This window comes from Saxibacter everestensis, assembly GCF_025787225.1.
GTDB classification, from domain to species: domain Bacteria; phylum Actinomycetota; class Actinomycetes; order Actinomycetales; family Brevibacteriaceae; genus Saxibacter; species Saxibacter everestensis.
Map to the genome: position 1 here is coordinate 3,182,316 of NZ_CP090958.1, position 23,405 is coordinate 3,205,720.

Annotated in this window: 20 protein-coding genes; 10 read left to right on the plus strand and 10 right to left on the minus strand. The window is 64.6% G+C overall.

Annotated elements, in window-relative coordinates; translation table 11 throughout:
- Window position 1: 1 nt before the first annotated feature.
- From LWF01_RS15040 to pucD, 4 genes are read right to left on the minus strand one after another with little or no spacing between them, the layout of a single operon-like run.
- Window positions 2-1,075, minus strand: a complete 1,074-nt coding sequence (locus LWF01_RS15040; protein WP_349638178.1) for a phosphotransferase — start codon at window positions 1,073-1,075, stop codon at window positions 2-4.
- The gene (locus LWF01_RS15045; protein ID WP_349638179.1) at window positions 1,072-1,596 is read right to left on the minus strand and encodes a (2Fe-2S)-binding protein; all 525 of its coding nucleotides are present in this window, start codon (window positions 1,594-1,596) and stop codon (window positions 1,072-1,074) included. Before LWF01_RS15045 ends, LWF01_RS15040 begins: the two co-directional genes overlap by 4 nt.
- A gap of 2 nt (window positions 1,597-1,598) precedes the next feature.
- Window positions 1,599-2,468 carry an FAD binding domain-containing protein gene (locus LWF01_RS15050; RefSeq protein ID WP_349638180.1) on the minus strand — a complete coding sequence of 290 codons (870 nt, stop codon included), beginning with the start codon at window positions 2,466-2,468 and terminating at the stop codon, window positions 1,599-1,601.
- Entirely contained in the window at window positions 2,465-4,810 is a 2,346-nt protein-coding gene (gene pucD, locus LWF01_RS15055) for a xanthine dehydrogenase subunit D (RefSeq protein ID WP_349638181.1), read from the minus strand. Before pucD ends, LWF01_RS15050 begins: the two co-directional genes overlap by 4 nt.
- Window positions 4,811-5,016: 206 nt before the next feature.
- Between pucD and LWF01_RS15060 the strand changes: the two genes are divergently transcribed.
- Both LWF01_RS15060 and LWF01_RS15065 read left to right on the plus strand, forming a co-directional pair.
- Complete coding sequence (locus tag LWF01_RS15060; protein ID WP_349638182.1) at window positions 5,017-6,015, plus strand: LacI family DNA-binding transcriptional regulator; 999 nt, start codon at window positions 5,017-5,019, stop codon at window positions 6,013-6,015.
- 61 nt (window positions 6,016-6,076) lie between these two features.
- The gene (locus LWF01_RS15065; RefSeq protein WP_349638183.1) at window positions 6,077-6,793 is read left to right on the plus strand and encodes a GntR family transcriptional regulator; all 717 of its coding nucleotides are present in this window, start codon (window positions 6,077-6,079) and stop codon (window positions 6,791-6,793) included.
- Between the two features lie 68 nt (window positions 6,794-6,861).
- Here LWF01_RS15065 and LWF01_RS15070 read toward each other — a convergent pair whose 3' ends face one another.
- The gene (locus tag LWF01_RS15070; RefSeq protein WP_349638184.1) at window positions 6,862-7,866 is read right to left on the minus strand and encodes an amidohydrolase family protein; all 1,005 of its coding nucleotides are present in this window, start codon (window positions 7,864-7,866) and stop codon (window positions 6,862-6,864) included.
- A 373-nt stretch (window positions 7,867-8,239) separates the two neighbouring features.
- Between LWF01_RS15070 and LWF01_RS15075 the strand changes: the two genes are divergently transcribed.
- From LWF01_RS15075 to LWF01_RS15100, 6 genes are all read left to right on the plus strand, one after another.
- The gene (locus LWF01_RS15075) at window positions 8,240-9,691 is read left to right on the plus strand and encodes an amidohydrolase family protein (protein WP_349638185.1); all 1,452 of its coding nucleotides are present in this window, start codon (window positions 8,240-8,242) and stop codon (window positions 9,689-9,691) included.
- Window positions 9,688-11,049, plus strand: coding sequence for a nucleobase:cation symporter-2 family protein (locus tag LWF01_RS15080; RefSeq protein ID WP_349638186.1), 1,362 nt, complete (start codon window positions 9,688-9,690; stop codon window positions 11,047-11,049). The genes LWF01_RS15075 and LWF01_RS15080 overlap by 4 nt, the downstream gene beginning before the upstream one ends.
- Before the next feature lie 135 nt (window positions 11,050-11,184).
- On the plus strand, window positions 11,185-12,555 hold the full coding sequence (locus LWF01_RS15085; protein WP_349638187.1) for a nucleobase:cation symporter-2 family protein: 1,371 nt from the start codon (window positions 11,185-11,187) through the stop codon (window positions 12,553-12,555).
- A 5-nt stretch (window positions 12,556-12,560) separates the two neighbouring features.
- Complete coding sequence (locus LWF01_RS15090) at window positions 12,561-13,169, plus strand: UbiX family flavin prenyltransferase (RefSeq protein ID WP_349640941.1); 609 nt, start codon at window positions 12,561-12,563, stop codon at window positions 13,167-13,169.
- On the plus strand, window positions 13,166-14,590 hold the full coding sequence (locus tag LWF01_RS15095; protein WP_349638188.1) for a UbiD family decarboxylase: 1,425 nt from the start codon (window positions 13,166-13,168) through the stop codon (window positions 14,588-14,590). The genes LWF01_RS15090 and LWF01_RS15095 overlap by 4 nt, the downstream gene beginning before the upstream one ends.
- Window positions 14,587-15,570 (plus strand): CobW family GTP-binding protein, encoded by a 984-nt coding sequence (locus tag LWF01_RS15100; protein WP_349638189.1) that lies wholly within the window; start codon window positions 14,587-14,589, stop codon window positions 15,568-15,570. Before LWF01_RS15095 ends, LWF01_RS15100 begins: the two co-directional genes overlap by 4 nt.
- A 65-nt stretch (window positions 15,571-15,635) precedes the next feature.
- On the opposite strand, the gene LWF01_RS15105 is transcribed toward LWF01_RS15100, so the two are convergent.
- From LWF01_RS15105 to LWF01_RS15125, 5 genes are all read right to left on the minus strand, one after another.
- Window positions 15,636-17,198 (minus strand): nucleobase:cation symporter-2 family protein, encoded by a 1,563-nt coding sequence (locus tag LWF01_RS15105; RefSeq protein ID WP_349638190.1) that lies wholly within the window; start codon window positions 17,196-17,198, stop codon window positions 15,636-15,638.
- 70 nt (window positions 17,199-17,268) lie between these two features.
- Window positions 17,269-18,168, minus strand: coding sequence for a factor-independent urate hydroxylase (gene pucL, locus LWF01_RS15110; RefSeq protein WP_349638191.1), 900 nt, complete (start codon window positions 18,166-18,168; stop codon window positions 17,269-17,271).
- 3 nt (window positions 18,169-18,171) lie between these two features.
- Window positions 18,172-18,498 carry a hydroxyisourate hydrolase gene (gene uraH, locus LWF01_RS15115; protein ID WP_349638192.1) on the minus strand — a complete coding sequence of 109 codons (327 nt, stop codon included), beginning with the start codon at window positions 18,496-18,498 and terminating at the stop codon, window positions 18,172-18,174.
- The gene (gene uraD / locus LWF01_RS15120; RefSeq protein WP_349638193.1) at window positions 18,495-18,992 is read right to left on the minus strand and encodes a 2-oxo-4-hydroxy-4-carboxy-5-ureidoimidazoline decarboxylase; all 498 of its coding nucleotides are present in this window, start codon (window positions 18,990-18,992) and stop codon (window positions 18,495-18,497) included. Before uraD ends, uraH begins: the two co-directional genes overlap by 4 nt.
- Window positions 18,993-19,413: 421 nt before the next feature.
- Window positions 19,414-20,772 (minus strand): 8-oxoguanine deaminase, encoded by a 1,359-nt coding sequence (locus LWF01_RS15125; RefSeq protein WP_349638194.1) that lies wholly within the window; start codon window positions 20,770-20,772, stop codon window positions 19,414-19,416.
- A gap of 408 nt (window positions 20,773-21,180) precedes the next feature.
- On the opposite strand from LWF01_RS15125, the gene LWF01_RS15130 reads away from it, so the two are divergent.
- Window positions 21,181-21,666 carry a nucleoside deaminase gene (locus LWF01_RS15130; RefSeq protein ID WP_349638195.1) on the plus strand — a complete coding sequence of 162 codons (486 nt, stop codon included), beginning with the start codon at window positions 21,181-21,183 and terminating at the stop codon, window positions 21,664-21,666.
- A gap of 14 nt (window positions 21,667-21,680) precedes the next feature.
- The gene (locus LWF01_RS15135; protein ID WP_349638196.1) at window positions 21,681-23,168 is read left to right on the plus strand and encodes an NCS2 family permease; all 1,488 of its coding nucleotides are present in this window, start codon (window positions 21,681-21,683) and stop codon (window positions 23,166-23,168) included.
- Window positions 23,169-23,405: the final 237 nt, after the last annotated feature.

Genomic DNA, 23,405 nt, shown 5'->3' on the forward strand with positions numbered 1-23,405 from the left:
TTCACAGTAGCGCGGCGCTCACTTCTTCGTTCGTCCGACTGAGGAACCACTCGAGTTGGCCCCAGCCTTGCTCCGTGTTCCTCAAAATGTAGGCCGAGTTGTCCGGCATCAGAGCTGCGCGGCTCAGGGTGATCAGGGCTCGGGAAACCACCCGGCCCATAATGAGGTGCGGAATGAGGCGTACTTCGTCTGAGTCGAGGTCGGCGTACCGGAAATAGCCGCGAAGAACGTCGCGGGCGTTGCCGAAGACATCGTCGGCCGAGTCGCGCGTCATGTCTGCCGGGAGCTGATTGAGCATCGCGGTCGAGGCGTCGATCGCGATGGCGGTATGCCCGGCGTCGCCGAAGTCGATGACGCCGCGAATGAACGGCTCCGCACCCTGCTCGACAATGAGATTTGACTGGCTGAAGTCGTTGTGGAGAACGTGGGACCGCAACCGGCAGATCGAGTCGACCATCGGCAGGAAGCGGGAAATGGCCGCGTCGAGCATCTCGCGTTTGTCCGGGTCGTCGATCGTGCTCACCAGTGGGCGCAACGCCGGGAGATTACGCACGTCCCAGATAAGCACGCGGCGTTCGGCCGGGTGTCTGAACGACCTCGTCGCCTGCCGCAGCCGGGCCAGGCACTCCCCAACCTGTTCCCGCTCGCTCGGCCTGCAGTCGACCGAGTCCAGGGGCGTCCCCACGCAGTAAGTCATGATTCGAACCAGTCGACGCTGGCCGGCGTCGTCCTCAACCGAGACGACCGGCAGCCCGTCGCGTGCCGGCAGGATCTGCGGCACGGGAACGCCGCTGTCCGCAGCGAGCACATGCCTCATCAGGCTGACCTCGAAGTCGATCTCATCAGCCGGCTCGGCTGGGTTCGACGCTTTGAGCACCCACTTGTCACCGGTCGTGTCGGCCAGCCGGAAGGTGTCGTCCTTTTCGCTCGCCAAGCGTTCCGCCCGGACGTCCAGGCCCCAGAACCTGCCGGCGATCCGTTCGGCCTCGGCCGCCGGCATCACGACGTGAGGGGAGGCCAGGGCGCCGACCCCGATGTCAGCCAGACCCGGTACCTCACCCCGCAGCGACGTCATCCGCCGGACCTATCCGCCTCGCCCTGGGATGCCTCGCCCTGAGATGTGGCTCCCGCGGCCCTCAGCTGGTTCCCAGCCTGGCGCACGGCGTCGAGGATCTTTGCGTAGCCGGTGCACCGGCAGAGGTTCCCCGCCAGCGCCTCTCGAATCTCCAGCTCACTCGGCTCAGGGCTCCGTTCCAGCAGGTCGTGAGTGGCAACGATCAGCCCAGGAGTGCAGAATCCGCACTGCACGGCTCCGGCTGCGATGAATGCCTGCTGCACCGGGTGCAGTCCGGCCTCGTCGGCGATACCCTCGACCGTCGTGACTTCCCTCCCCTGCGCCTGCCCAGCCGCGACCAGACACGAACACACTGCGTCCCCGTCGAGGTAAACGGTGCAGGAACCGCATTCACCTTGCTCGCAGGCGTTCTTCGAGCCCGGAAGGCCCACCCGCTCCCGGAGCAGGTAGAGCAGACTCTCGCCCTCCCACGCGTCGTCAATCTCGCGTGGCTCTCCGTTGATCTTTGTCGTGATGCGCATCCTCACGCTGCTTTCTGATAGTCGTGCCAGGCCCACGTGAGGGACCTGCGGGCCATGACGGACAACGAGTGCAGGCGGTAGTTCGCGGTGCCACGGACGTCGTCGATAGGCGATGCCGCTCCGCTCACTCGGCGCCCGAATTCGGTGGTCAGCGCGTCCGGAAGCTGAGCCCTGGACTGCCACAGCCCGCTCGCTTCGAGTGCGTCGGCGAGGAACTGCTCGGCCGCATACGCGCGGCGCGGGGTCACGGCAGAAGAGCCGATCCCGGTGCCAACGGCCCGATCCACCGGATGCAGCGCGAGCCCGAACGAACTCACGGCGATCACCATCGCGTTACGGGTTCCGATCTTGCAGAACTGTTGCGGTCCGGTCGCCTCGGCAATCTCCACGGCCTCGATCAGCTCGTCTGCTTCGAGCACATTCCGCTTGACGCCGAGGTAGAAGTCGCACACGGGTACCACCCGTCTACCCCTGGACGAGGCAATCACCACCTCGGCGCCGGCGGCCAGCAGCGCGGGATGGGAGTCCCCCGCGGGGGAGGCACCCCCGAGATTTCCCGCCACGGTGCCCCGATTCCGGATTTGCGGTGATCCGATCGTTCGGGCGGCCATCGCGAGCCCGGGAAGCCGATCGCCCAGCTCGTCGATCAGCCGACGATAGGTGACGCCGGCCCCGAACCGGATCCGGCCATCGCAGGCGGTCCAATCGGCAAGGTCTGGGATGCGGGACAGGTCGAGCAGGGCGGCCGGACGTCGCCTATCGAAGTTCAGCTCGACCATGATGTCTGTGCCGCCCATGATGGGCACGGCATCGGGGTGGGCTGACTTCGCCGCGAGCGCCTCAGACCAGCTGTGCGGTTGCAGAAACTTCATTTCTTCATCCCTTCTTGGCGAGGTGTCTCTGTGCGAACGCCGGCCAGGGCAATGTCGTCGGGCCGGACCGGCGCGCGCGGCAGATCGAGGCCGGTCGCGTCGCGAAGCGCGTTCAGGATCGCCGGGGTGGAGGACAGGGTGGGTGGCTCGCCGACGCCGTTCAGCCCGTACGGCGAGTCCGGGTGCGGGAACTCGAAGAGCCGGATCGGCATCGACGGGACGTCCAGGATCGTCGGGATCAGATAGTCGGTGAATGAGGGGTTGCGCACCAGCCCGCCGGAGTCGACCAGGATCTCCTCCATCAGAGCCAGACCGAGGCCCTGCACGCTGCCGCCCTCGATCTGCCCCTCGACGGCTATCGGATTCATTGCCTTCCCGACGTCCTGAGCGGTGGCCAGTTCGACCACGCGGACCAAGCCGAGCTCGGTGTCGACATCCACCACGGCGCGGTGCGCGGCGAACGCGAACGCGATGTGGGCGTCGCCCTGTCCGGTCTCCGGGTCGATCGTCTCTGTCTTGCGGTGGTGGAATTCAGCCTCCCGCTCGATCACGTCATCGACCAGCTCGGCGATCGTCACCACAGCCTCGCCGCTTGCGGCGTTGACGACGCCATCCTCCGCGAGCGTCAGTGCGGAGGCCGGAATGCCCACGCGTTCTGCCGCGCGGCCAAGTATCTCGGCCGCGACAAATCGGCACGCCCGCTGCACCGCCCCGCTGGACATCCAGGTCATCCGGGATGCAGATGCCGATCCCGCATCCCCGATCGTGGTGTCGGCAGGCAGGATGACGACCCGGGAGACCCCGAGTTCGGTACTGACGATCTGGGCCTGAACCGTTGTCACCCCCTGACCGCATTCCGCCGCGGCCGTGTGCACGCTGACCACGGGAGCGCCACCGCTCACCGTCAGCCTGATCCGCGCCGTGGAGATGTCGTCCACGCCGCCGGAGTAGCCGATCGCTTTGACTCCTACGGCATAGCCCACCCCTCGCACCAGCCCTTCGCCATGGGTGGTGTTGGACACGCCGCCCGGCAGTGCCCGAATGTCGGCTTCCAAGTCGACGGCGGGCGGCATCGGCAGTTCCTCAAGGCTCTGCAACAGCTCGGCCACCGGCGCCGGGCCATCCACCTCCTGCCCGGTCGGGAGCACAGTCCCGGTGGTCATCGCGTTTAGTCTGCGCAACTCCACCGGATCCATGCCGAGCGCGGTCGCCAGTCGGTCCATATTGGATTCGACGCCGTAGCAGGACTGCACCGCTCCGAAACCGCGCATCGCACCGCAGGGCGGGTTGTTGGTGTAAACCGCGATGCCGTCGATTTCGGCCACTGGCACCTCGTACGCACCGGCGGCAAAGTAGCTGGCGTTTGCGATGACGACCGGAGATGTCGAGGTGTAGGCCCCGCCGTCGAGCAGCAGCCTGGCCTTGACGTAGACGAGCCGCCCGTCCCGGCGTGCGCCATGCTCGAACCGCATTCTGGCCGGGTGCCGATGCACGTGTCCGAAGAACGACTCCTGCCGGTTGTAGACCATCTTGACCGGCCTGCCCAACCGCAGCGCGAGCATGCAGGCATGCACGTGCACGGACAGATCCTCTTTGCCGCCGAACGCTCCACCTACGCCGGCGAGAGTCAGTCGGACGCGGTCCGGCTCCAGGCCGAGGCACGGGGCAACCTGCTCGAGATCCTTATGCAGCCACTGGCTGGACACGTAGAGCTCGACTCCTCCGTCTTCGGTCGGGACAGCAAGCCCCGACTCAGGCCCGAGGAATGCCTGATCCTGCATACCCATCTCGTAATCCCCAGTGACAACCACCTCGGCCTCGTCCCTGGCCTGACTCATGTCGCCGCGCCTGATCTTCACGTGCCTGACCAGGTTGCTGTCCTGATGGACCGGTCGTTCGTCCTCGAGCGCGCGTTCCGGATCGGTGACCGGCTGAAGGACCTCATATTCGACCCGGATCAGCTTGGCGGCCTGCCGGGCGACCTCGGGGTCATCGGCCGCCACGAGCGCGACCGACTCGCCCTGATAGCGGACCTCATCGATGGCGAGGACAGGCTGGTCGGAAACCTTCATCCCATACGTCTTGGCCCCCGGCACGTCCTCATGCGTAAGCACCGCCCGCACACCCGGAACCGCGAGGGCAAGGCTGGTGTCGATGGCGACTATCCGGGCCGCAGCATGCGGACTGCGAAGTGTGGTCGCCCAGACCATGCCGTCCATCCAGAGGTCCGATGAGTAGGCAAACTGGCCACTGACCTTCAACGCCGCATCCGGGCGCCTCTGGCTCGAACCGATCTGGCCGACGCCGCTGGTCTCCGCGCTCCGTACCTGGGTGTGTGGCATGTCGATCTCCTGGATGAGATGGGGCATCCGCCACTTAGCACCGCACACTTCTTCGTGTGCGCTAACCCGGAATGCCGTGCTTAGAGGCCGAGTCAACACGTGTAAACCCCGACTGTCAAGCTTTTTTGTTCTCGTGACTACGATTGGCAAATGGAAGATTGGGCAGCACTCGAACATGAGGCGATTGGAAGAGAGGACCTTAAGTCGTGCGCCGAGTGACCCGCGATGACGTGGCGCGACGAGCTCGGGTCTCCCCAGCCGTCGTCAGCTTCGTTGTCAATAATGGGCCGCGTCCCGTCGCCGCCTCGACCCGGGAGCGCGTCCTGGCCGCCATTGCCGAGCTCGGATACCGACCCAACCTCGTCGCCCGGGCTTTACGCTCCACTCGCAGCAACACCATCGGACTTATCGTTCCGGATAGCGGGGAGCCCTACTTCACCGAGTTGGTGCGCGCAGTCGAACGCGCGACGTTCGCACAGGGGTCGCTCGTACTGCTGGGAAATTCAGGCTTTTCCGCCGAGCGCGAGCGGCAGTACGCCGAATCACTGTCGAACATGCGGGTAGACGGGCTACTACTCGTCCCCGCGGAGGTGGATGACAGGAACGGCCACCCGATTCCGGACGTCGACGTACCCGTCGTCTATCTCAATGGCCAACCGCCGGCCGGGGCACAGGCGCCTTCCGTGCGACTGGACGACGTTGGCGGCGGACGAGCCATCACCGACCACCTGCTGACACACGGCTACAGAGAGGTTGGATGCCTCACCGGACAGGCGCACACCGGCCCGGTGGCCGACCGCGCCCGCGGCTGCCTGGAGGCTCTGAGTAGCGCCGGCCTCGCCCCGACTCGGGTACTGAGGACCGGCCTCGACCGGCACTCAACCAAGCGAGAGGTCACCGCCTGGCTGGAAGGGCCACAGCGCCCACAGGCAATCGTGGCTGCTGCGGATGGCCTGGCAATCGACGTCCTGACCGTGGCCCATGAGCTCGGTTTACGGGTCCCCACCGACCTGGCCGTTGTCGGGTTCGGGGCAACGGCGCCCGCCGCGCACAGCTGGCCCACCCTGACCACGATCGGGCGCTCGTTCGACGACCTGGCGACAGCGGCGGTGTCATCGCTACTCACCAGCCGGGACAGCCACGTCCTCGACGTCCACCTCATCCCGCGGGCGAGCTGTGGATGCGCGGAGGGACGGAGCAGCTAGACTGGCATTACATGTAAATTTCGGCAGCGATCGCGGCGCCGGCTAAAGGGAGGCCAGAAGATTGGAACAGGACAGCACAGCGGAGCAACGGAGCCTGCTGGCCGACCAGACGTATGAGACCCTCAAACTCGCCGTACTGCGCAACGAACTGCCGCCCGGCACATCACTGAGCGTCCCCGAGCTCGCCCGGCAGCTCAAGGTCAGCCGCAGCCCGGTGCGCGAGGCCGTGCTACGACTGATCCACGACGGCCTGGCGACCCAGGCGATGTACCGCGGTGCGGAGGTCAGCCGGGTCGATGTCGAGGACCTCCGTCAGCTCTACGTCGTGCGCGAGGCCCTCGAGGGCGTCGCGGCCCGGTTGGCAACCGAGCACCTGGACAGCTCCCACCTCGAGGTATTGAAGGAGATTGTCGCCGACCACGAGGTCGTCGTCCAGGCCGGGGCCGACAACGCCGCGCACATCGAGCTCGACATGCGGTTCCACCGCGAGATCCGCGACCTCGCAGGGAATCCGCACCTCTCATTCGCTTTGGAGCCGATCGTCGGCCGTTCCCATATCGCCCTGCACTCACTGTGGCGCAGCCCGGAAGCGCCCCGCCTCGCACTCGATGAGCACCGACTCATTCTGGACGCGATGATCGCCGGCGACGCTGACGCGGCCGAAGCCGCCGCCCAGCGCCACGTCGCTCGCCTGCGGGTCCGCCTTGCCCGGGCTGTTCCGGCAGGGACGGAGCCGGTGAAACACCGACTCCGCCCCCAGCTGTCACACCTGGCCTGACGTGCCCAGCTGTCACACCTGGCCTGACCGCGCCGCTACTGCGAGCGACGGCCCGCCGAGTAGCGCACTCAGACGGTGACCGCAGCGGCGTCGGCGGCGGCCTCCTCCGCCCAAGCGGTTGGTTCGTACCCCGCGTAGTCCGAGGCATGCGAATTCGTCGCCGACGCCTGGGTGATGTCGCCCCGGAGATACGCCTGAGCCTGGGCCTCGTCCTTCGGCGGGGGCGTGGGCTGCAGACCGAGGAGCTTCGCCATGTTGTTGCCCAGGTACCCCTCGAGGTCGTCCTCGGAGAGGTTGAGTCCCTGCGGCGGCTTGTGGCAAAGAACCTCGAGTTCGCGGGCCCACATTCCCGGCTCGTTCGGAGGAGAATCGGTGCCGAAAACCATCTTGCTCTTCTTCATCTCCTTTGCGAACTCCACGATCCGCGACTGAAGCAGCCAGCCGGACTCCCCGATCACGTTCGTCGAGTCCTGGATCATCCAGAACGCCTCGAAGCAGTACACGCCGCCGGTCTGGATTCCGAAGTGCCCGAGAATGAACGTGACGTTCGGGAATTCCCTGATGATCGGATAGAACTGCGTCGGGATCGAGTACGGTCCGTCACCAGTATGAATGAGCACGATCACGCCGAGCTCATCACATACCCGCATCGCCGGCCGCAGCCAGTCGAGCGCCCGGTCGGGCCGGTACGAGTGCATGTTGGCGTGGAGTTTGAGCATCTTGTACCCGTGCTCCTTGACGTGGAACTCCAGCTCCTTGGCACCGTTCTCCGGACCGAACCGGGGATTGTAGATGAAGTTGCCAACGAACCGGTCGGGATACCTCTGCACCAGGGAGGTGACGTACGCCTGGTAATCCCGGATGCCCTCCCGCCCGGTTCGATTGCCCTCACGCCACTGCGTATTCCCCGGCGGGGGCATTATGCAGCTGACGTCGACGCGACGCGGCTTGCCATTCAGCCAGAACGGCCCGTCCATCATCTCGAGCGTGCGTTCGCCGTTGAATGGCTCGCCGGTGTGCCGCCAAGCCTCGTCGACGAGGTTAGTGGGGTGGACATGGGTATCGATGATCATAGTGGCCTCCATTGGGATTAACTTGTCCCCGGCCGCGGCATGCCGCACCTTCGGGCTTGCCTCTGCAGCTCAGCACATGGAAACCCGATCCGTCAAGAACAACATGTAATTCTTTTTGCTCGTCGGCTTTACGACTGGCCCTGGATGGAAAGCAACGGTTAGCGATAGAAAATCGTCCCCGAAACCTCTTGACAACCGCCTTCGAGCCGGGATTACATGAAATCTCGACGCACCCCCGTCAAAAGCGCCGGTGACCTCCCAGGACCCCTGGGTCAACCGTTTCGGCAGATTCATCCCCGCTCGTTGGGGAGTTCGATCCCGGAGTCAGCTCGAACGATGAGGCGGCGATGACGCTGCCAGGGAAGTAGGCACAATGCCACCGGCCAGCTCTCAAATCCATCAGCAATCCCCCGCAGCAGGCGAACATCGATGCGACATCCTGCTCACGGGAGCCATCGTGCTCACGATCGACGACCACAGAACCGTGCATAGCCCGGGCGCCATTGCAATAACCGGCAACAGAATCGCCGCAGTCGGCCCCGAGATCGAACTTGCCGGCTGGGAGGCGACAACCAGGATCGATTGCGCCGGTAAGGCATTGATCCCTGGTTTCGTCGACGGCCATAACCATCTGTACCAATCCCTGGCCAAGGGCTTGGGCGAGGGGATGTCCATCGTCCCCTGGCTCTGTGAATTCATGTGGCCGTACTCGATCGCCATGCAACCGTCCGACGCTATAGCCGGTGTCCGGCTCGGCGCCATCGAGGCAGCCAGGGCGGGCATCACCACGGTGATCGACAATCATTACGCCCCGGCCGACCCGGAGACGACCCTGGCCGTGGCCGAAACGATTGAGCAGGTCGGCCTGCGCGGCGCCGTGGCGCGGGGCATCGTTGGCGAGCCGTCGCGCATCGCCAAGCGGCGTGGGCAGCCCGCCGAGTTGTTCCGGTATTCAGCAATCGACGAGCTGGCGATCACGAGGGAGTGCATTGAGGCCCGGCCGAGCGGTGAGAAGGTTGCCATCTGGCCGGCGCCGCTCAACCTCACCTACGTCGAGCCCTCCCTCGTCCGCGGCGCCATCGAGCTGGCCGCTGAGCTGGGCACCCGCTGGCACACACACTGCTGCGAAGGCAGCGGCGACCCGGGTAGCTATGTCGAGGAATACGGCCAGCGTCCGGTGCAGTGGCTCGCCGACGAGGGACTGCTCGACGAGCGGGCCACCCTCGCGCACGCGGTCTGGCTGGACGACAGCGAGATCGACTCGATCGCGGCGGCCGGTGCCGGTGTGGCGCACAACCCGGCGTCCAACGCCTACCTGGCCTCCGGCACGATGCGTCTGCGCGACCTCCTTGACCGTGGTGTCCCGGTGTCACTCGGCACCGACGGCCCCAGTTGCGGGCATCGCGAAGACATGTTCGAGGCGATGAAGCTCACGATCTTCGCGCAGCGGCTCGGCACCGAGGATCCGACAGTTGTCCGGGCTGAGGAGGCACTGGAGCTCGCCACCCGGGAAGGCGCCCGCTATGCCGGCGTCGACGCCGGCATCCTCGAGGCCGGCCGGCTCGCTGACATCGTCGCGGTCGACCTGTCCGCACCGCATCTGAATCCGATGCACCGCGCCGTGAGCGCCCTGGTCTACTCGGCGCAGCCCAGTGACATCTCATGGACGATGGTCGGCGGCGAATTCATCTACCGAGACGGACGCTGTCTGCTGGTCGATGAGGAGGCGGCGCTGGACGACGCGCGGCGACACGCGGACGACGTCGTCGCCCGCGCCGGGATGACCGGCCTGCTCCAGGCGTGGGACCACGGGAGTGCGTCATGACCTTCCTCTCATTCCGAAAGAAGCGAAACAAGTCCGCGACCGCCGGCGACATCCCGATCAAGGATGCCGTCGATACCGCCCCACGCCTGCTGCACATGATCCCGCTGGGGTTGCAGCACGTACTCGTGGCCTACTCCGGCATGATCACGACGAGCCTGTTGATCGGCGTCGGGGTCGGGCTGTCCACCGAGCAGATCGCCGTCCTGGTCAGCGCGAACGTGCTGGTCTGCGGGATTGCGACGGTCCTGCAGACTCTGGGACTATTCAACATCGGGGTGCGACTCCCGATCGTGATGGGCTCCACGTTCACCGCGATCAGCCCGGCAATCGTCATCGGTAATGACGCCGGGCTACCGGCGGTGTTCGGGGCAACCCTCGTCGCCGGCGCACTCACCTGGCTGGTGGCGCCGTGGTTCAGCAAGCTGATGCGGTTCTTCCCGCCGATCGTGACCGGTACGATCATCGCCATCATCGGCTTCTCCATTCTGCCCTCGACCGCCAACCTGATCGCCGGTCCGGATCCCGCGGCAGCCGACTACGGCTCGGCCACCGGGCTGCTGCTCGCCCTGTTCACCATCGTGTTAGTCATCGGACTCGAGCGGTTCGCTCCGCCCGCGGTCGGCCGGTTCGCCATCCTGATCGCGCTCGGCGTCGGCACATTGGTCGCGATACCACTGGGACTGACCGACTTCTCGGGGGTCAAGGACGCCGACCTGGTCGGGTTCGTCCGGCCGTTCGAGTTCGGCCTGCCGACGTTCCCGATCGCCGCGATCATCCCGATGCTGATCGTGCAACTGGTCAACATGGTCGAGTCCGTCGGCGACACCCTCGCGATCGGTCAGATCGTCAACAGAAAGATCGGTCCGAACGAGGTTGCCCGCGCGTTGCGGGCAGACGGGGCCGGCACGGTCTTGGCCGGCGTCTTCGGATCACCCTCGATCGTTACGTTCGGCAACAACGTGGGCTTGGTGACCATCACCAAGGTCATGAGCCGGTTCGTCGTGGCAACCGCGGGAATCTTCCTGATCATCATCAGCCTCCTGCCGAAGCTCGGCACGTTCGTGGCTTCACTCCCTGGCCCCGTGCTGGGCGGCGTCGGAGTCGTCATGTTGGGCACTGTCGGCGCAATCGGCATCAAGATCATCGGCCAGGCCGACCTGACCGACGGGCGCAATCTACTCATTGTCGCCGTCTCGTTCGGATTCGGGCTCCTGCCGGTCGGCGCCCCGCAGCTGTACCAGCACCTGCCCGGCGCGCTCAACATCGTGCTCACAAGTGGTATTGCCGCCGGTGGTATCGCAGCGTTCCTCCTCAACTTGTTGCTGAACGTTCGTCGAGGAAGGGACGTCAATGGGTGACCTGTTCAACCGAGTAATCAGCCAGCAATAGCAAGGGCATTCGCCCCGTAGGTGCTGTGGCAATCGCCGCGCGGCCGGGGGACCTCAACCGGGCGGCGACCCGGCTGACGCCCCGAACAGTGAGGCAGTGAAGCTATGGTCAAGAAGCAACGCTCCGCGAACCAGTCCGCCGTGGACGAACGACTACCTTTCCCCAGCACGGTACTGCTCGGGATGCAGCACATCCTGGTGATGTACGCCGGCGTCGTCGTCGTGCCGATCATCGTCGGGGCCAGCCTCGGCTTGACCGAGGAACAGATCGCCGACCTGGTCAGCATCGACCTGATCCTGTCCGGAATCGGCACCATCTTGCAGGCCTTGGGCGTGTGGAAGTTCGGCATCCGGATGCCGCTGGTCGTCGGCGCGGCGTCCAATGGAATCGTCCCGATGGTTCTGGTCGGCGAGGACCGCGGCCTGCCCACTGTGTACGGGTCACTGCTCGTGGTCGGCGTGATCTGGATGCTCATTGCACCGTTCTTCAGCCGGCTGCTCCGTTTCTTCCCGGCCGTGGTGACCGGAACCGTCATCGCGTTGATCGGACTGACCCTGATCCCGATCGGCTTGCGGTTGATCGCGGGGCCCGATCCGGCCGGTCCCGGATACGGCGACCCGAAGCACATCGGACTGGCGGCATTGACCATGTTCCTGATGGTCGTGTTCTACCGGGTGTTCCGCGGCCTGCTCGGTCAGCTGTCCATCCTGCTCGCCCTCGTCATCGGCTCGATCGTCGGCTGGGCGACCGGCATCGGCAGCCTGGCCGGCATCTCGGATGGTCCGGTGATCGGGATGATGCGGCCCTTCCATTTCGGCGGGCTTGAGTTCCACGTGCCGTCGATCCTGCTATTCCTGGTGATCGTCTTCGTCCTGATGGTCGAGGGAACCGGTCAGGGGCTCGCGGTCGGTCAGGTGGTCGGCAAGAAGGTCGGCCCGGAGGAGATCACCCGGCTGCTCCGCGTTGACGGGCTGATGACTGCGATCAGCGGTGTGTTCAACGGCTTCGCGTACACAACGTTCGGACAGAACATCGGGCTGATCGCACTCACCAAGGTTCGCAGTCGCTATCCGGTAATCGTCGGCGGCGTGCTCCTGGTCGCGCTCGGAATCTTCCAGCCGATTGGCCGAGTGGTAGCGGCAATTCCACAGCCCGTGGTCGGCGCGGCTGCGGTCGTGACCTTCGCCGCCCTCGCGGTGGCAGGCCTTCAGATCCTCGGTAAGGTCGATTTCAACCAGAGCAGCAACCTGGTGATCGTGATGCTAGCCCTAGGAGTCGGCCTGGTTCCCGCCGGTGCGCCGGCGTTCTACACGCAGTTCCCGGACTGGTGCCAGATCTTCCTGAAGAGCGGCGTCGCCTCGGGCACGATTATCGCCGTCTCGCTGAACATCGTGTTCCACGTCCTTCGCCGAAGCCCCCCGGCTCCTGAAGAGCCTGTTCCCGCAGAACCGTCCCGATTGCAGGAAGAGGCGTGAGAACCATGCGACCCCGGGACCGCCTCGTTGTGGGCATAAGCGGCGCCAGCGCCCCCCATCTCGCCGTTCACCTGCTTGAATCGCTGCGTCGGCTCGGCACCGTCGAGACACACCTCGTGATCTCCAAGGCCGCGAACCGCACGATCGAACTAGAGACAGGCCTGCCGATCGAGGACGTGCGGGCGCTTGCGGATCACGTCCATCGTCGTGACGATATTGCGGCAAGTATCGCCTCCGGTTCGTTCCCGGTGCTGGGGATGGTGGTCGTTCCGTGCTCCATGCGGACTGTCGCCGCTATTGCCCACGGCTACGCCGATGGTCTGCTCCCCCGGGCTGCCGACGTATGTCTCAAGGAACGCCGGCCGCTGGTCCTGGTGGCCAGGGAAACTCCGCTCAGCCTGATCCACCTTCGCAACCTGGTCACGGTGACGGAGGCCGGGGCGACGGTGCTCCCCCCCATGCCCGCCTTCTATCACGCCCCGCAGACGATCGATGATCTGCTCGGCCACCTCTCGGGCAAGATCCTCGATCAGTTCGGGATCGATCACGACCTCTACCCGCGCTGGCAGGGGCCGCCTGCCGCACACCTACTGCACTCGGAGGAGACGGCATGATCGCCGATACCCAGGATCTCCACGTTCTGCTCGACGCATATCGCCGGACCCATCCGGAGGACGTGCTGATCATCGAGGAAAAGGTGTCTCCCGAGGAGGGCGTCACCGGATTGATCTACGAACTGCGCGACCAGGGCCGGTCCCCGGTGGTGTGGTGCGAGGAGCTGGGCATCGGCGCTCCCGTTGTGAGCAACATGTTCGCCTCACGGGAGCGGATCGCTCGGCTGCTCGGCACCAACGTGGCGGGACTGCACGAGCGGTATCACCAGCTTGCCAGCAACCCACGCCCGATGCGGGTCGTCGAGACCGGACCGATCCTCGACCTGGTCGAAGACGACGTCCACCTGGACACCGTGCCAATGATCAAACACTTCGCGTCCGACCGCGGCCCCTACGTCACGAGCGGGATAATCGTTGCCGAGGACCCGGACACCGGCGTCGGCAACCTGAGCTATCACCGTTCAATGAAGCACAGTGACACGGAGCTGGCAACCAGCCTGCACTCCCGTGGCGACCTCTGGCGGATGCTGCAGAAGTACCGCGAACGCGGTGAGCAGATGCCGGTTGCCATGGTGATCGGGGGCCATCCGCTCTTAATGCTCGCGGCGTCTTCCAGGGTCGGGTATGACGTCGACGAACGGGAGATCGCCGGCGGCCTGCTCGGCGACTCGCTCGATGTCGTCCGTACCCCCCGGTGGGGGATCAAGGTGCCGGCCAGCGCCGACCTGGTGTTGGAGGGCGTGATCGATCCGGAGGCCAGGGCCGAAGAGGGCCCGTTCGGCGAATTCTCCGGCTACTCATCGAACCGGTCGACGAACAACGTGTTCCGGGTGGACACCGTGCTTCGCCGCCGGGACGCTCTGCTGCTCGACGTTGAGGGCGGCAACACCGACGAACATCTCAACCTGGCCCGCATTCCGCGAGAATCGGAAATGGCAGAGAAGCTCAAGGCTCGTTTCCCGGACGTGACGGCCGTGCATTACCCGACATCCGGAACCCATTTCCACTGCTATGTCGGTCTTCGTCAACGCCGGCCCGGCCAGGCACGCCAGGTGATGTTAGGCCTGCTCGGCTGGGATCCGTACGTCAAGACGGTGATTGCGGTCGACGACGACATAGACGTCAGCCAGGATGGCGAGGTGCTGTGGGCGTTGGCCACACATTTCCAGCCCCACCGCGACCTATTCGTCATCGACGGGCTGCCCGGATCGCCGCTGGACCCGTCGTCCACCGCCGACGGCACGACTTCGCGGTTGGCACTCGACGCGACCCGCGGCCCGGACTTCGACGGCGCCCGGATCGTAATTTCCGACCAGGCACGAGAGCGCGCCCGGCACATCCTGGCCTCCGCGCAAGCCGTGCCCCCGCTGAACAAGACCCAACCCACGTCAGATGAAACCAGTTCGGGAGGACAATCATGAACGCACTGCCAAAGATCCCGGTCACAGCACTGACCGGCTTCCTCGGATCGGGCAAGACCACGCTGGTCAACCACATCCTCACAGCGGAGCACGGGCGGCGAATCGCGGTGATCGAGAACGAGTTCGGCGAGATCGATATCGACAGCGACCTCGTTGTCAGCGGCGACGAGAAGATCATCGAGATGAGCAATGGGTGTTGCCTGTGTTGTACGGCGCGCACCGACCTGATCGAGATCCTTCACGACCTGCTTGGTCGCCGTGAACGCTTCGACCACATCCTGATCGAGACCAGTGGCCTGGCCGACCCGAACCCGGTGGCTCAGACCTTCTTCGTCGACGACAGCGTGGCGGAGAACTTCGGATTGGACGCGATCGTCACTCTCGTCGACGCCGCGCACATTGAGGAGCATCTGGACGAGACAGGCGAACACGGCGTCGGCGCTCAGGCCCAGGATCAGATTGCGTTCGCCGACCGGATCGTTATCAACAAGATCGACCTCGTGGACGAGGCGAAGCTGGGCTCGGTCACCCGCCGGGTGCGCTCGATCAACGCCAGCGCGGATATCCTCACGTCGACGTACGCCGATATCGATCTCGAACGCATCCTTGGCATCGGAGCGTTCGACCTGACCCGCACAGTGACGGAAGACCCGTCGTGGCTGGAGGAAGAACACAACCACGATCCCTCGCTGTCCTCGGTGGGAATCAGCCTGAATGGTTCCTTGGACCGCTCGTCGTTCGAGAGCTGGCTGAACACGTTCATCGACGCGCGAGGGGGTGACGTGTACCGGCTCAAGGGGCTACTGGCCATGCACAACGATCACCGGCGCATCGTCGTCCAGGGCGTGCACCGAATGTTCGAGCTAACGCCGACAAGTCCGTGGGGCCAGGCCGAGCGCACTTCCAAACTGGTGATCATCGGCCGCGAACTCGATCGCTCCGAGATCACGGAGGGGCTGGAGGGATGCCTGTCCTCCTGACGGCCGAAACCCAGGCGGGAGCCGCACTCCCGCCTGGGTTTCGATTCCTAGCCCGCCGAGACGGCCTATGTCGTCCGTTCCGGCCGTACCGGCACCTCGGGATCCGACTTTTCGTCGGCCGCCGGGACACCGCCGGAACGCGCTGCGGCCGGACTTTCGGCATCAACTGGTTCCGCGGATTCCACCGCAACCTCGACGCCGTTGGCATCGATCAGCTTGCCACCTTCGAACCGGTCTCCGTCGGCAAGCGCCGCGAGATCAGCTTCACTGACTACACGTCCAGTTCCGGCAACGAAGACCGACTGCTTGTCCGAGTTGCCAAATTTGAGATGGTTGAACAGCAGGTTGAGCAGAATCGCCATTATCGCCGCCGAGCTGATTCCGGAGTGGAAAATGGTGGAGAACCAGTCCGGGAACTTGTCGTAGAAGGTGGGTGCCGCGATCGGAATCATGCCGAAGCCGATCGAGGTGGCCACCACGACCAAGTTCATATTGTTCCGGTACTCGACCTTGGCCAGGGTACGGATTCCGCTCGCCGCGACGGTGCCGAACAGCACCACGCCGGCTCCACCCAGCACCGATGTCGGCACGGCCGCGACCACCCGGCCGAGAATCGGCAACAGACCCAGGATGACCAGAATCAGTCCACCCGCGCTGACCACCCATCGACTCCGCACGCCGGTAATCGCCACCAGGCCGACGTTCTGCGCAAACGCGCTCTGCGTGAACGAGTTGAACACGGGCGATACGGCGCTGGACAGCATATCCGCCCGCAGTCCGGCTGCAATCCGTCGCGAATCCACCTTGGTGTCCACGATTTCGCCGACCGCGATGATATCCGCCGAGGTTTCGGTCAGCGTCACCAGGATCACGATGAACATCGAGATGATCGCGGCAATATGGAAGGTCGGCATCCCGAAGGCGAACGGCGTCGGGAAGGCAACGATGTCGCCGTCCGGCACGGCCGAGAAATCCGCCATCCCGACAGCCGCGGCGATAACCGTGCCAATCACCATCGCCAGCAGGATAGACAGCCGGGAGATGGTGGCGCTGCCGACCTTGCTCAGCAGCAGCACGATCACCAGGGTCAGACCGGCCAGCCCGACGTTGGCCATGCTGCCGTAACCTTCAGCCTCGCTGTTGCCACCCATCGCCCAGTTCGCCGCGACCGGCATCAGGGTAAGCCCGATCGTGGTGATCACCGTTCCGGTGACCACCGGCGGGAAGAACTTGATCACCTTGGAAAAGATCGGGGCGATAAGCAGACCGAGTATCGAGGCAGCTATCACCGAGCCGAAGATCGACTGGATACCCCCGCCGGAGTCGAGAATGGCCACCATGGTCGCCACGCCGGAGAACGAAACGCCCTGGACCAACGGAAGCTGCGAACCGAAGAACGGCACTCCGATGGTCTGCAGCAGAGTTGCCAGGCCGCCCATGAAGAGACACGCCGCGATCAGCACGCCGATCTCCGTTGACGGCATGCCCGCCGCCGCGCCGATGATCAGCGGCGGGGCGATGATCCCGCCGTACATGGTGAGCACATGCTGGAACCCGTAGGCGAATGTGGCGCCGACGGACAGTTTTTCGTCCTCCGGCCGACCCTTGGGCCGTAGTTTGTTGCGCATGTCAGACCTCCTTGTCTGTTTGGGCCGTCGGACGCCGGTTCAAACGACCGGCGTCCGACGTCACCCGTGGCTAGCAGAAACCTGCTATGCCTTCCCAGGCGCGGCCGGCGTCGGCTGCACCTTCACGCTGAACTGTTGCCTCGATCAGGCCATACGGCCGGTCGGCGGCGTAGAAAACCTCGTTCGGGTTCTCCAGCTCGAACGGCGAGAGATCGACAAGGAAGTGGTGCAGGTTCGGCATCGAGAACTTGATCTCGTCAATCTCCTCGTGCGCGGCGAGCACCTGCTTGCCCATTTCGAACAGTGACTGCTGCAAGGCGAGGGAATGAGTTGTCGCGAAGGCCTCGAGCATGGTCCGGCGCACATCGTCGAACGACTTGTCGTAGTCGACATCGAGGGTGTTGTACCGCCACCGGCTGGTGACCGATGTCGCCAGAATGCGATCCGTCGTCTCCTTCAGCGTCGTGTACTGATCCTTGGGGTAACCGGTGAATTCAGAACCGGTCGACTTGAGCACGGACAGGTCTTGCAGGCCCGAGATGACGGTCGGCTTGCCCTTGTCGATAGTGACGACGGCGGTCCGGGTTTCGGTGCCGGCCTTCACGAAGGAATGGTCGTGTCCCTGCCCGCCGACCTCGATGCGATCCCACTGATACTTCTCGGCTGCCCAGCGACCGCCATCGACCCAGTCGAAGCTGTCTACGAAGTGGCTGCCGAGTCGCAGCAGGAACTCTTCCGGCGTTCCGACGCCGTCTTTGGCGAAGGCATAGACAGTGTTCTTCTGTGTATCGGTGGCCACCACGTGGGCGTTGTCACCGGTGAGGTGCGCGTCGGCGAAATCGCCCCGGAGCTGGGACGTCACGCTGAGGTCTTCGATCTGGTGACGTGGCGCGTCACGGGTGATCCGGACGAGGCGCACCTCGGCCTTTCCGTACTGGTTGGCTCCCAGCACGATGTTTTGCGCTGACATGACTTAACTCCCTCGGTAGGTTGAATAGGCGAATGGGCTCAGTAGCAGCGGCACGTGGTAGTGCTCGCCGGCGTCGCCGACCAGGAAATCGATGCTGACTCCCGGGTAGAAGGTGTCCCGATCCGTGGCGGCGAAGTAGTCTGCGGTTGAAAATTCCAGCCGGTAACGGCCGGGTTCGAGCCGGTCGGGTCCGAGGTCGCCGATCCGCCCGTCGCTATCGGTGCGTCCCTCGGCAAGCACGTCTCCTGCCGGGTCGAGCAGGCGGATAGCCACACCCTCCGCCGGCTTTCCCAGGGCGGCATCGAGTATGTGCGTTGTGATCTGACTCATTCCTGCAGGGCTCCTTCCAACCGCAAAACGGCAATCTCGCGTAATTGTTCGGCCATGATCTCCCGCTCCTGCGCGGGCGAATTCAACAGCCGGCTGTTGAGCGCGGCCAGAATCTCATCGGCACTCCGACCGGCAGCACGGATCAGGAAGACATGGCCGAATTTCTGCTCGTAGGCCAGATTTCCGCGCTTCAGCTCATCCGCGACCTCGGCATCGGCCGGATCGACGCCGGACTGCTCTGCGCGTGACATCTTGGCTTCTTGTCCCGCACCGGCCGCTCGATCGCCGATTCTCGGGTGGTGAACCAGCGCGCCCTCGATCTCGGCATCGGTGAACGGCCGAGCCGCGGCTCGTGCCGATTCGAGCACGTCAGAGCGTGCTGCGAACGGACGGCGGTCCACGACGTCGGCCGCCCAGCGCTCGACATCCAGACACGGCAGCAAAAGCGCGCGAGCGTCTTGCGCCGGCGCCGCGTTGAACTCCGAAAGGTTCAAGTCTTCCTCCTTCACTTCCACTTTGTGGAAAGTTTTTTCCACTATATTGCGCTTGGGCTTCCACGACAAGAGCTATTCGAGATTTAGCCGGTCCGGCCGAATCGGACTAGCGGCACACATTCTGCAATCTCCCTTGGCTGCACCGGCGACAAGCACTAAGCCGGACATAAAAAAAGCCGACACCCCTAGACGGATGTCAGCTCATTTTTTCCCTGCCTGCTGCTCCCAGGGCTCGTGACGTCCGTCACAAGTTTTACAAAAGACCAGCGTACGTCATCTCGTGGCGCACGTCACAATGGAGGCCCGCCCGGTGACTCGTGGGTTTGTCGCTCAATCGTGGATTTTAACCGACGATTGAGCGACGAACCCACGACTCAAGGGCGAGACGGGCCGCGCCAGCTACCCGCACCCCCAACGCCCGTCAGCCCGACACCAACCTTCGAGCTGCCGCCGAGTGCTCGGCGATGAGCTGCTGCAGATCGACATCGGGCAGCGTTCCGTCGACGACCCGCCAGGCCCCGCCGACCATAACCCGGTCGGCTCGATCCGCGCCGCACAACAACAGGGCGGACAGCGGGTCGTGGCTTCCGGAAAATCGCAGCTCGTCGAGCCGGAACATGGCAAGGTCCGCCTGCTTGCCCGGTGCGAGTTCGCCCAGGTCTGGCCGGCCGAGCGCCCGCGCTGAACCGCGGGTGGCCCAGCCGAGTGCGCGATCAACGGTCACCGACTCGGCGCCGTACCGCAGGCGTTGCAGGTACAGCGCCTGCCTCGCCTCCAAAATCATGTTGGACGCGTCGTTCGACGCCGAGCCATCGACTCCCAGGCCCACCGGCACGCCGGCATCTTCGAGCTCCACCGCCCGGGCAATCCCGGAGGCTAGCCGCATATTCGATGTCGGACAGTGTGCGACTGCGGTGCCGGCAGCACCGAGGCGCGCCACTTCGTCGTCATCGAAGTGGATGCCGTGCCCCAGCCAGGTTCGATCGGTCAGCCAGCCGACGTGTTCCAGGTAGTCGACGGTGCGCAGCCCGAACATCTCACGGCAGAACTCCTCCTCGTCGAGGGTCTCGGCCAGATGCGTGTGCAGCCGGACATCCAGGGTCCTCGCCAGTTCCGCGCTCGCGGACATGATGTCGGTCGTCACGGAGAACGGCGAACAGGGGGCGAGCGCGATCTGGATGGCCGCGCCATCACCCGGTTCGTGGTACTCCCGCACCAGACGCTCACTGTCGGCGAGGATGACGTCCGGGGCCTGCACGGTCGACTGCGGCGGCAATCCTCCTTCGGCCTCACCAAGACTCATCGACCCACGGGTGAGCGTCGCGCGCATCCCCAGTTGCCGCACCACATCGACCTGGACGTCAATCGCCTGCTCGAGGCCGCCGGGAAAAAGGTAGTGGTGATCGGCCGCTGTGGTGCAGCCGGACAGCAGCAACTCCGCCAACGCCACCTTGGTTGCAAGCTCCAGATCCTTCGGCGTGAGCCGGGCCCAGACCGGATAGAGGTTTTGCAGCCACGGGAAGAGCGGGGTGTTGACTACCGGCGTCCAGGCCCGGGTCAGCGTCTGATAGAAGTGGTGATGGCTATTGATCAGGCCGGGCAACAGCACGTGCTGACTGGCATCGAATACCTGCTCACAGGGCACGGCCGGATGCCGGCCTGAGCCGAGCACTTCGGCAATTCGCCCGTCTTCGATAACGATGCCTCCGGAGGCATCGAGATCGTTTCCGGTGAAGGTGTCCAGTGGATTCTTGATCCAGAGCCGGGATGGTTGAGTCATCGGTAGAACCTTTCTCGCAGTGTCTACAAGGGTTTCGATGACGCCGACCGAGCCGAAGCCGCGGCGAATGCTGGCATCATCGTGCCAGCTCAGTTACGCCCTGTCTGCTGATCCAGGTTCTATCGGCACACGGCCGGATACCGGGCCAGCCTAAGGACAGTCGCGCCCACGGGTCAATGCGATGGCCGGGATAATTCCATGTAACGAAATATTTATTCCGAAAGTATGGCGTGGCTCACACTTTGTTGTTAGTGTCATCAACAGCTCACGGCGGGCTCCGGACTTCACCGGCGCTATCTACCGGGCGTAGGCACCTTCATTTAAACTGCTGCCGCCTAAGTCAGCGACGACTCGCACCCAGCCGAGCTCGATGCGCGCATGGCGGCAGCCGCAACCAAAGGAATAGCCATGACGTCGCCAACAGATGACCAGCACGTGCTTAGTCACGCACTCAATCTTGCAGTAGCCAATGTGCATGATCGCGGCGGCCCGTTCGGCGCAGTGATCGTCGCCGCAGACGGTTCGCGGCACGAAGGCGTGAACCGCGTCACCGCGGATAACGATCCGACCGCCCACGCGGAGGTGAGCGCTATTCGTAACGCCTGCCAGACCCTCGGCACCTTCGATCTGACCGGAGCGACGCTCTACACCAGCTGCGAGCCCTGTCCGATGTGCCTGTCTTCGGCACTCTGGGCGCGGGTCGAACGAGTAGTCTTTGCCGCCGACCGGCACGACGCGGCAAACGCCGGCTTCGACGACGCGAACTTCTACGACTACTTCGACATCGCCGTCGAAGACCGCCCGATGCCGGTCCGGCACCTGCAGACCGAGGAAATCAAGGCGACGGCTCCGTTTGAAGCGTGGAACACGCTCGCGGCCCGGATCGACTACTGAGACCGGAGACCGACATGACACTCCTGGCGAAGACCGGCGAAGAGGAACAACCCGCCGGCACACAGAATCCGAAGCTTTCCCGGATCGACAAATTTTTCCAGATCACCGAACGCGGCTCCACAATCGTCCGCGAGTTCCGCGGCGGGATCGTCACATTCTTCACGATGGCGTACATCGTCATCCTCAATCCACTGATCCTCGGCGGCTTTGGCCCGGATGCTGCTCCCGTCGATGTCGCCGGCGGCTGGCTGCCCGCGGCACAAGTGGGCGCGGTTACCGGCCTCACTGCGGGCGTGCTGACCATCCTGTTCGGCCTGGTGGCCAATCTGCCCTTCGGCCTGGCCGCCGGGCTCGGGATCAACTCGTTCCTCGCCGTCGCGGTGATCGGCGACGTCACCTGGCCCGAGGCGATGGGCCTGGTAGCCATCAACGGCATCCTGATCGTGGTGCTCGGCGCCACGGGGGCCCGAACCGCGATCTTCCGTGCGGTTCCCAAGGAACTCAAGGCCGCCATCACAGTCGGCATCGGCCTGTTCATCGCCTTCATTGGTTTCGTCGATTCCGGCTTCGTGCAGGGCACGGAGGGCGGGCCGCCGGTGCAACTTGGAGACGGCGGCTCGATCTCCACGGTGCCGACCCTGGTCTTCGTCGTGGCATTGGTCTGCATGGGCATCCTGATGGCGCGGAAGATCCAGGGCGGACTGCTGATCGGCATCATCGTCGCCACGATCCTCGCGGTCATCATCGAGGCAGTAATGAAACTCGGCCCGTCGGGGCCGGACAATCCCGGTGGCTGGCACCTCAATCCTCCGGTACTGCCAGAAAAGTTCGTCTCGATCCCGGACTTCGGCCTGATCGGACAGTTCAGCCTGTTCGGCGCGTTCGAGCGGGTCGGCGTACTGACCGCGACCATGCTGGTCTTCACCCTGGTCTTCACCAACTTCTTCGATGCGATGGGCGCTATGACCGGCCTGGCCAAGAGCGCCGGCCTGGCGGACAAGAGCGGCCAGTTCCCCCGGCTGAAGTCGGCGTTCGTGATCGAGGGCCTCGGTGCAGTCGCTGGCGGAGTGACCTCCGGCTCCTCGAACACCGTCTACGTCGATTCGGCCGCCGGTATCGGCGAAGGCGCCCGGACCGGGCTGGCCTCGGTCGTCACCGGCGCGCTCTTCCTCGGCGCGATGTTCTTCACGCCGTTGACCGCCGTCGTACCGATGGAGGTCGCTGCGGCCGCCCTGGTCGTGGTCGGTGCCCTGATGATGCAGCAGATCCGGGAGATCAAATTCGCCAAGTTCTCGATCGCACTGCCGGCGTTCCTCACCATCGTCACCATGCCGCTGACCTATTCGATTGCCAACGGGATCGGCGTCGGCTTCATCAGCTGGGTGCTGATCCGCGGAGCCTCGGGCAAGGCCAGGAAGATCCACCCCTTGCTGTGGGTCGTCGCCGCAGGTTTCGTGGTCTACTTCGCCCGCGGGCCGATCACTGCATGGCTCGGCGGCTGATAACCAACGACGCTGCCTGGCTGACCGGCGGGACGACGCTCCCCCTCGTCAGTTCGTCGCCGACCCTACGTCAGTTCGTCGCTGAGGCGTCCGGCCGGACCTGCACAGGTCCGGCCGGACGCCGATCACGTTGCGGCCCAACTGCCTGCTGCGAGTGCGGACAACCCTTGACGCAGTCAGTCAGAGCCGCCTATTCTTTTCCATAGAACAGTATTTTAATTCCGTCTTACGGAATTT

Coding starts and splice junctions, on each gene's coding strand:
- LWF01_RS15135 (WP_349638196.1), top strand. CDS start 21,681: ATGACACTCCTGGCGAAGACCGGCGAAGAGGAACAACCCGCCGGCACA.
- LWF01_RS15095 (WP_349638188.1), top strand. CDS start 13,166: ATGATCGCCGATACCCAGGATCTCCACGTTCTGCTCGACGCATATCGC.
- LWF01_RS15130 (WP_349638195.1), top strand. CDS start 21,181: ATGACGTCGCCAACAGATGACCAGCACGTGCTTAGTCACGCACTCAAT.
- uraH (WP_349638192.1), bottom strand. CDS start 18,498: ATGAGTCAGATCACAACGCACATACTCGATGCCGCCCTGGGAAAGCCG.
- pucD (WP_349638181.1), bottom strand. CDS start 4,810: ATGCCACACACCCAGGTACGGAGCGCGGAGACCAGCGGCGTCGGCCAG.
- LWF01_RS15125 (WP_349638194.1), bottom strand. CDS start 20,772: ATGACTCAACCATCCCGGCTCTGGATCAAGAATCCACTGGACACCTTC.
- LWF01_RS15085 (WP_349638187.1), top strand. CDS start 11,185: ATGGTCAAGAAGCAACGCTCCGCGAACCAGTCCGCCGTGGACGAACGA.
- LWF01_RS15075 (WP_349638185.1), top strand. CDS start 8,240: ATGCCACCGGCCAGCTCTCAAATCCATCAGCAATCCCCCGCAGCAGGC.
- LWF01_RS15105 (WP_349638190.1), bottom strand. CDS start 17,198: ATGCGCAACAAACTACGGCCCAAGGGTCGGCCGGAGGACGAAAAACTG.
- LWF01_RS15040 (WP_349638178.1), bottom strand. CDS start 1,075: ATGACGTCGCTGCGGGGTGAGGTACCGGGTCTGGCTGACATCGGGGTC.
- LWF01_RS15080 (WP_349638186.1), top strand. CDS start 9,688: ATGACCTTCCTCTCATTCCGAAAGAAGCGAAACAAGTCCGCGACCGCC.
- LWF01_RS15100 (WP_349638189.1), top strand. CDS start 14,587: ATGAACGCACTGCCAAAGATCCCGGTCACAGCACTGACCGGCTTCCTC.
- LWF01_RS15045 (WP_349638179.1), bottom strand. CDS start 1,596: ATGCGCATCACGACAAAGATCAACGGAGAGCCACGCGAGATTGACGAC.
- pucL (WP_349638191.1), bottom strand. CDS start 18,168: ATGTCAGCGCAAAACATCGTGCTGGGAGCCAACCAGTACGGAAAGGCC.
- LWF01_RS15050 (WP_349638180.1), bottom strand. CDS start 2,468: ATGAAGTTTCTGCAACCGCACAGCTGGTCTGAGGCGCTCGCGGCGAAG.
- LWF01_RS15070 (WP_349638184.1), bottom strand. CDS start 7,866: ATGATCATCGATACCCATGTCCACCCCACTAACCTCGTCGACGAGGCT.
- LWF01_RS15090 (WP_349640941.1), top strand. CDS start 12,561: ATGCGACCCCGGGACCGCCTCGTTGTGGGCATAAGCGGCGCCAGCGCC.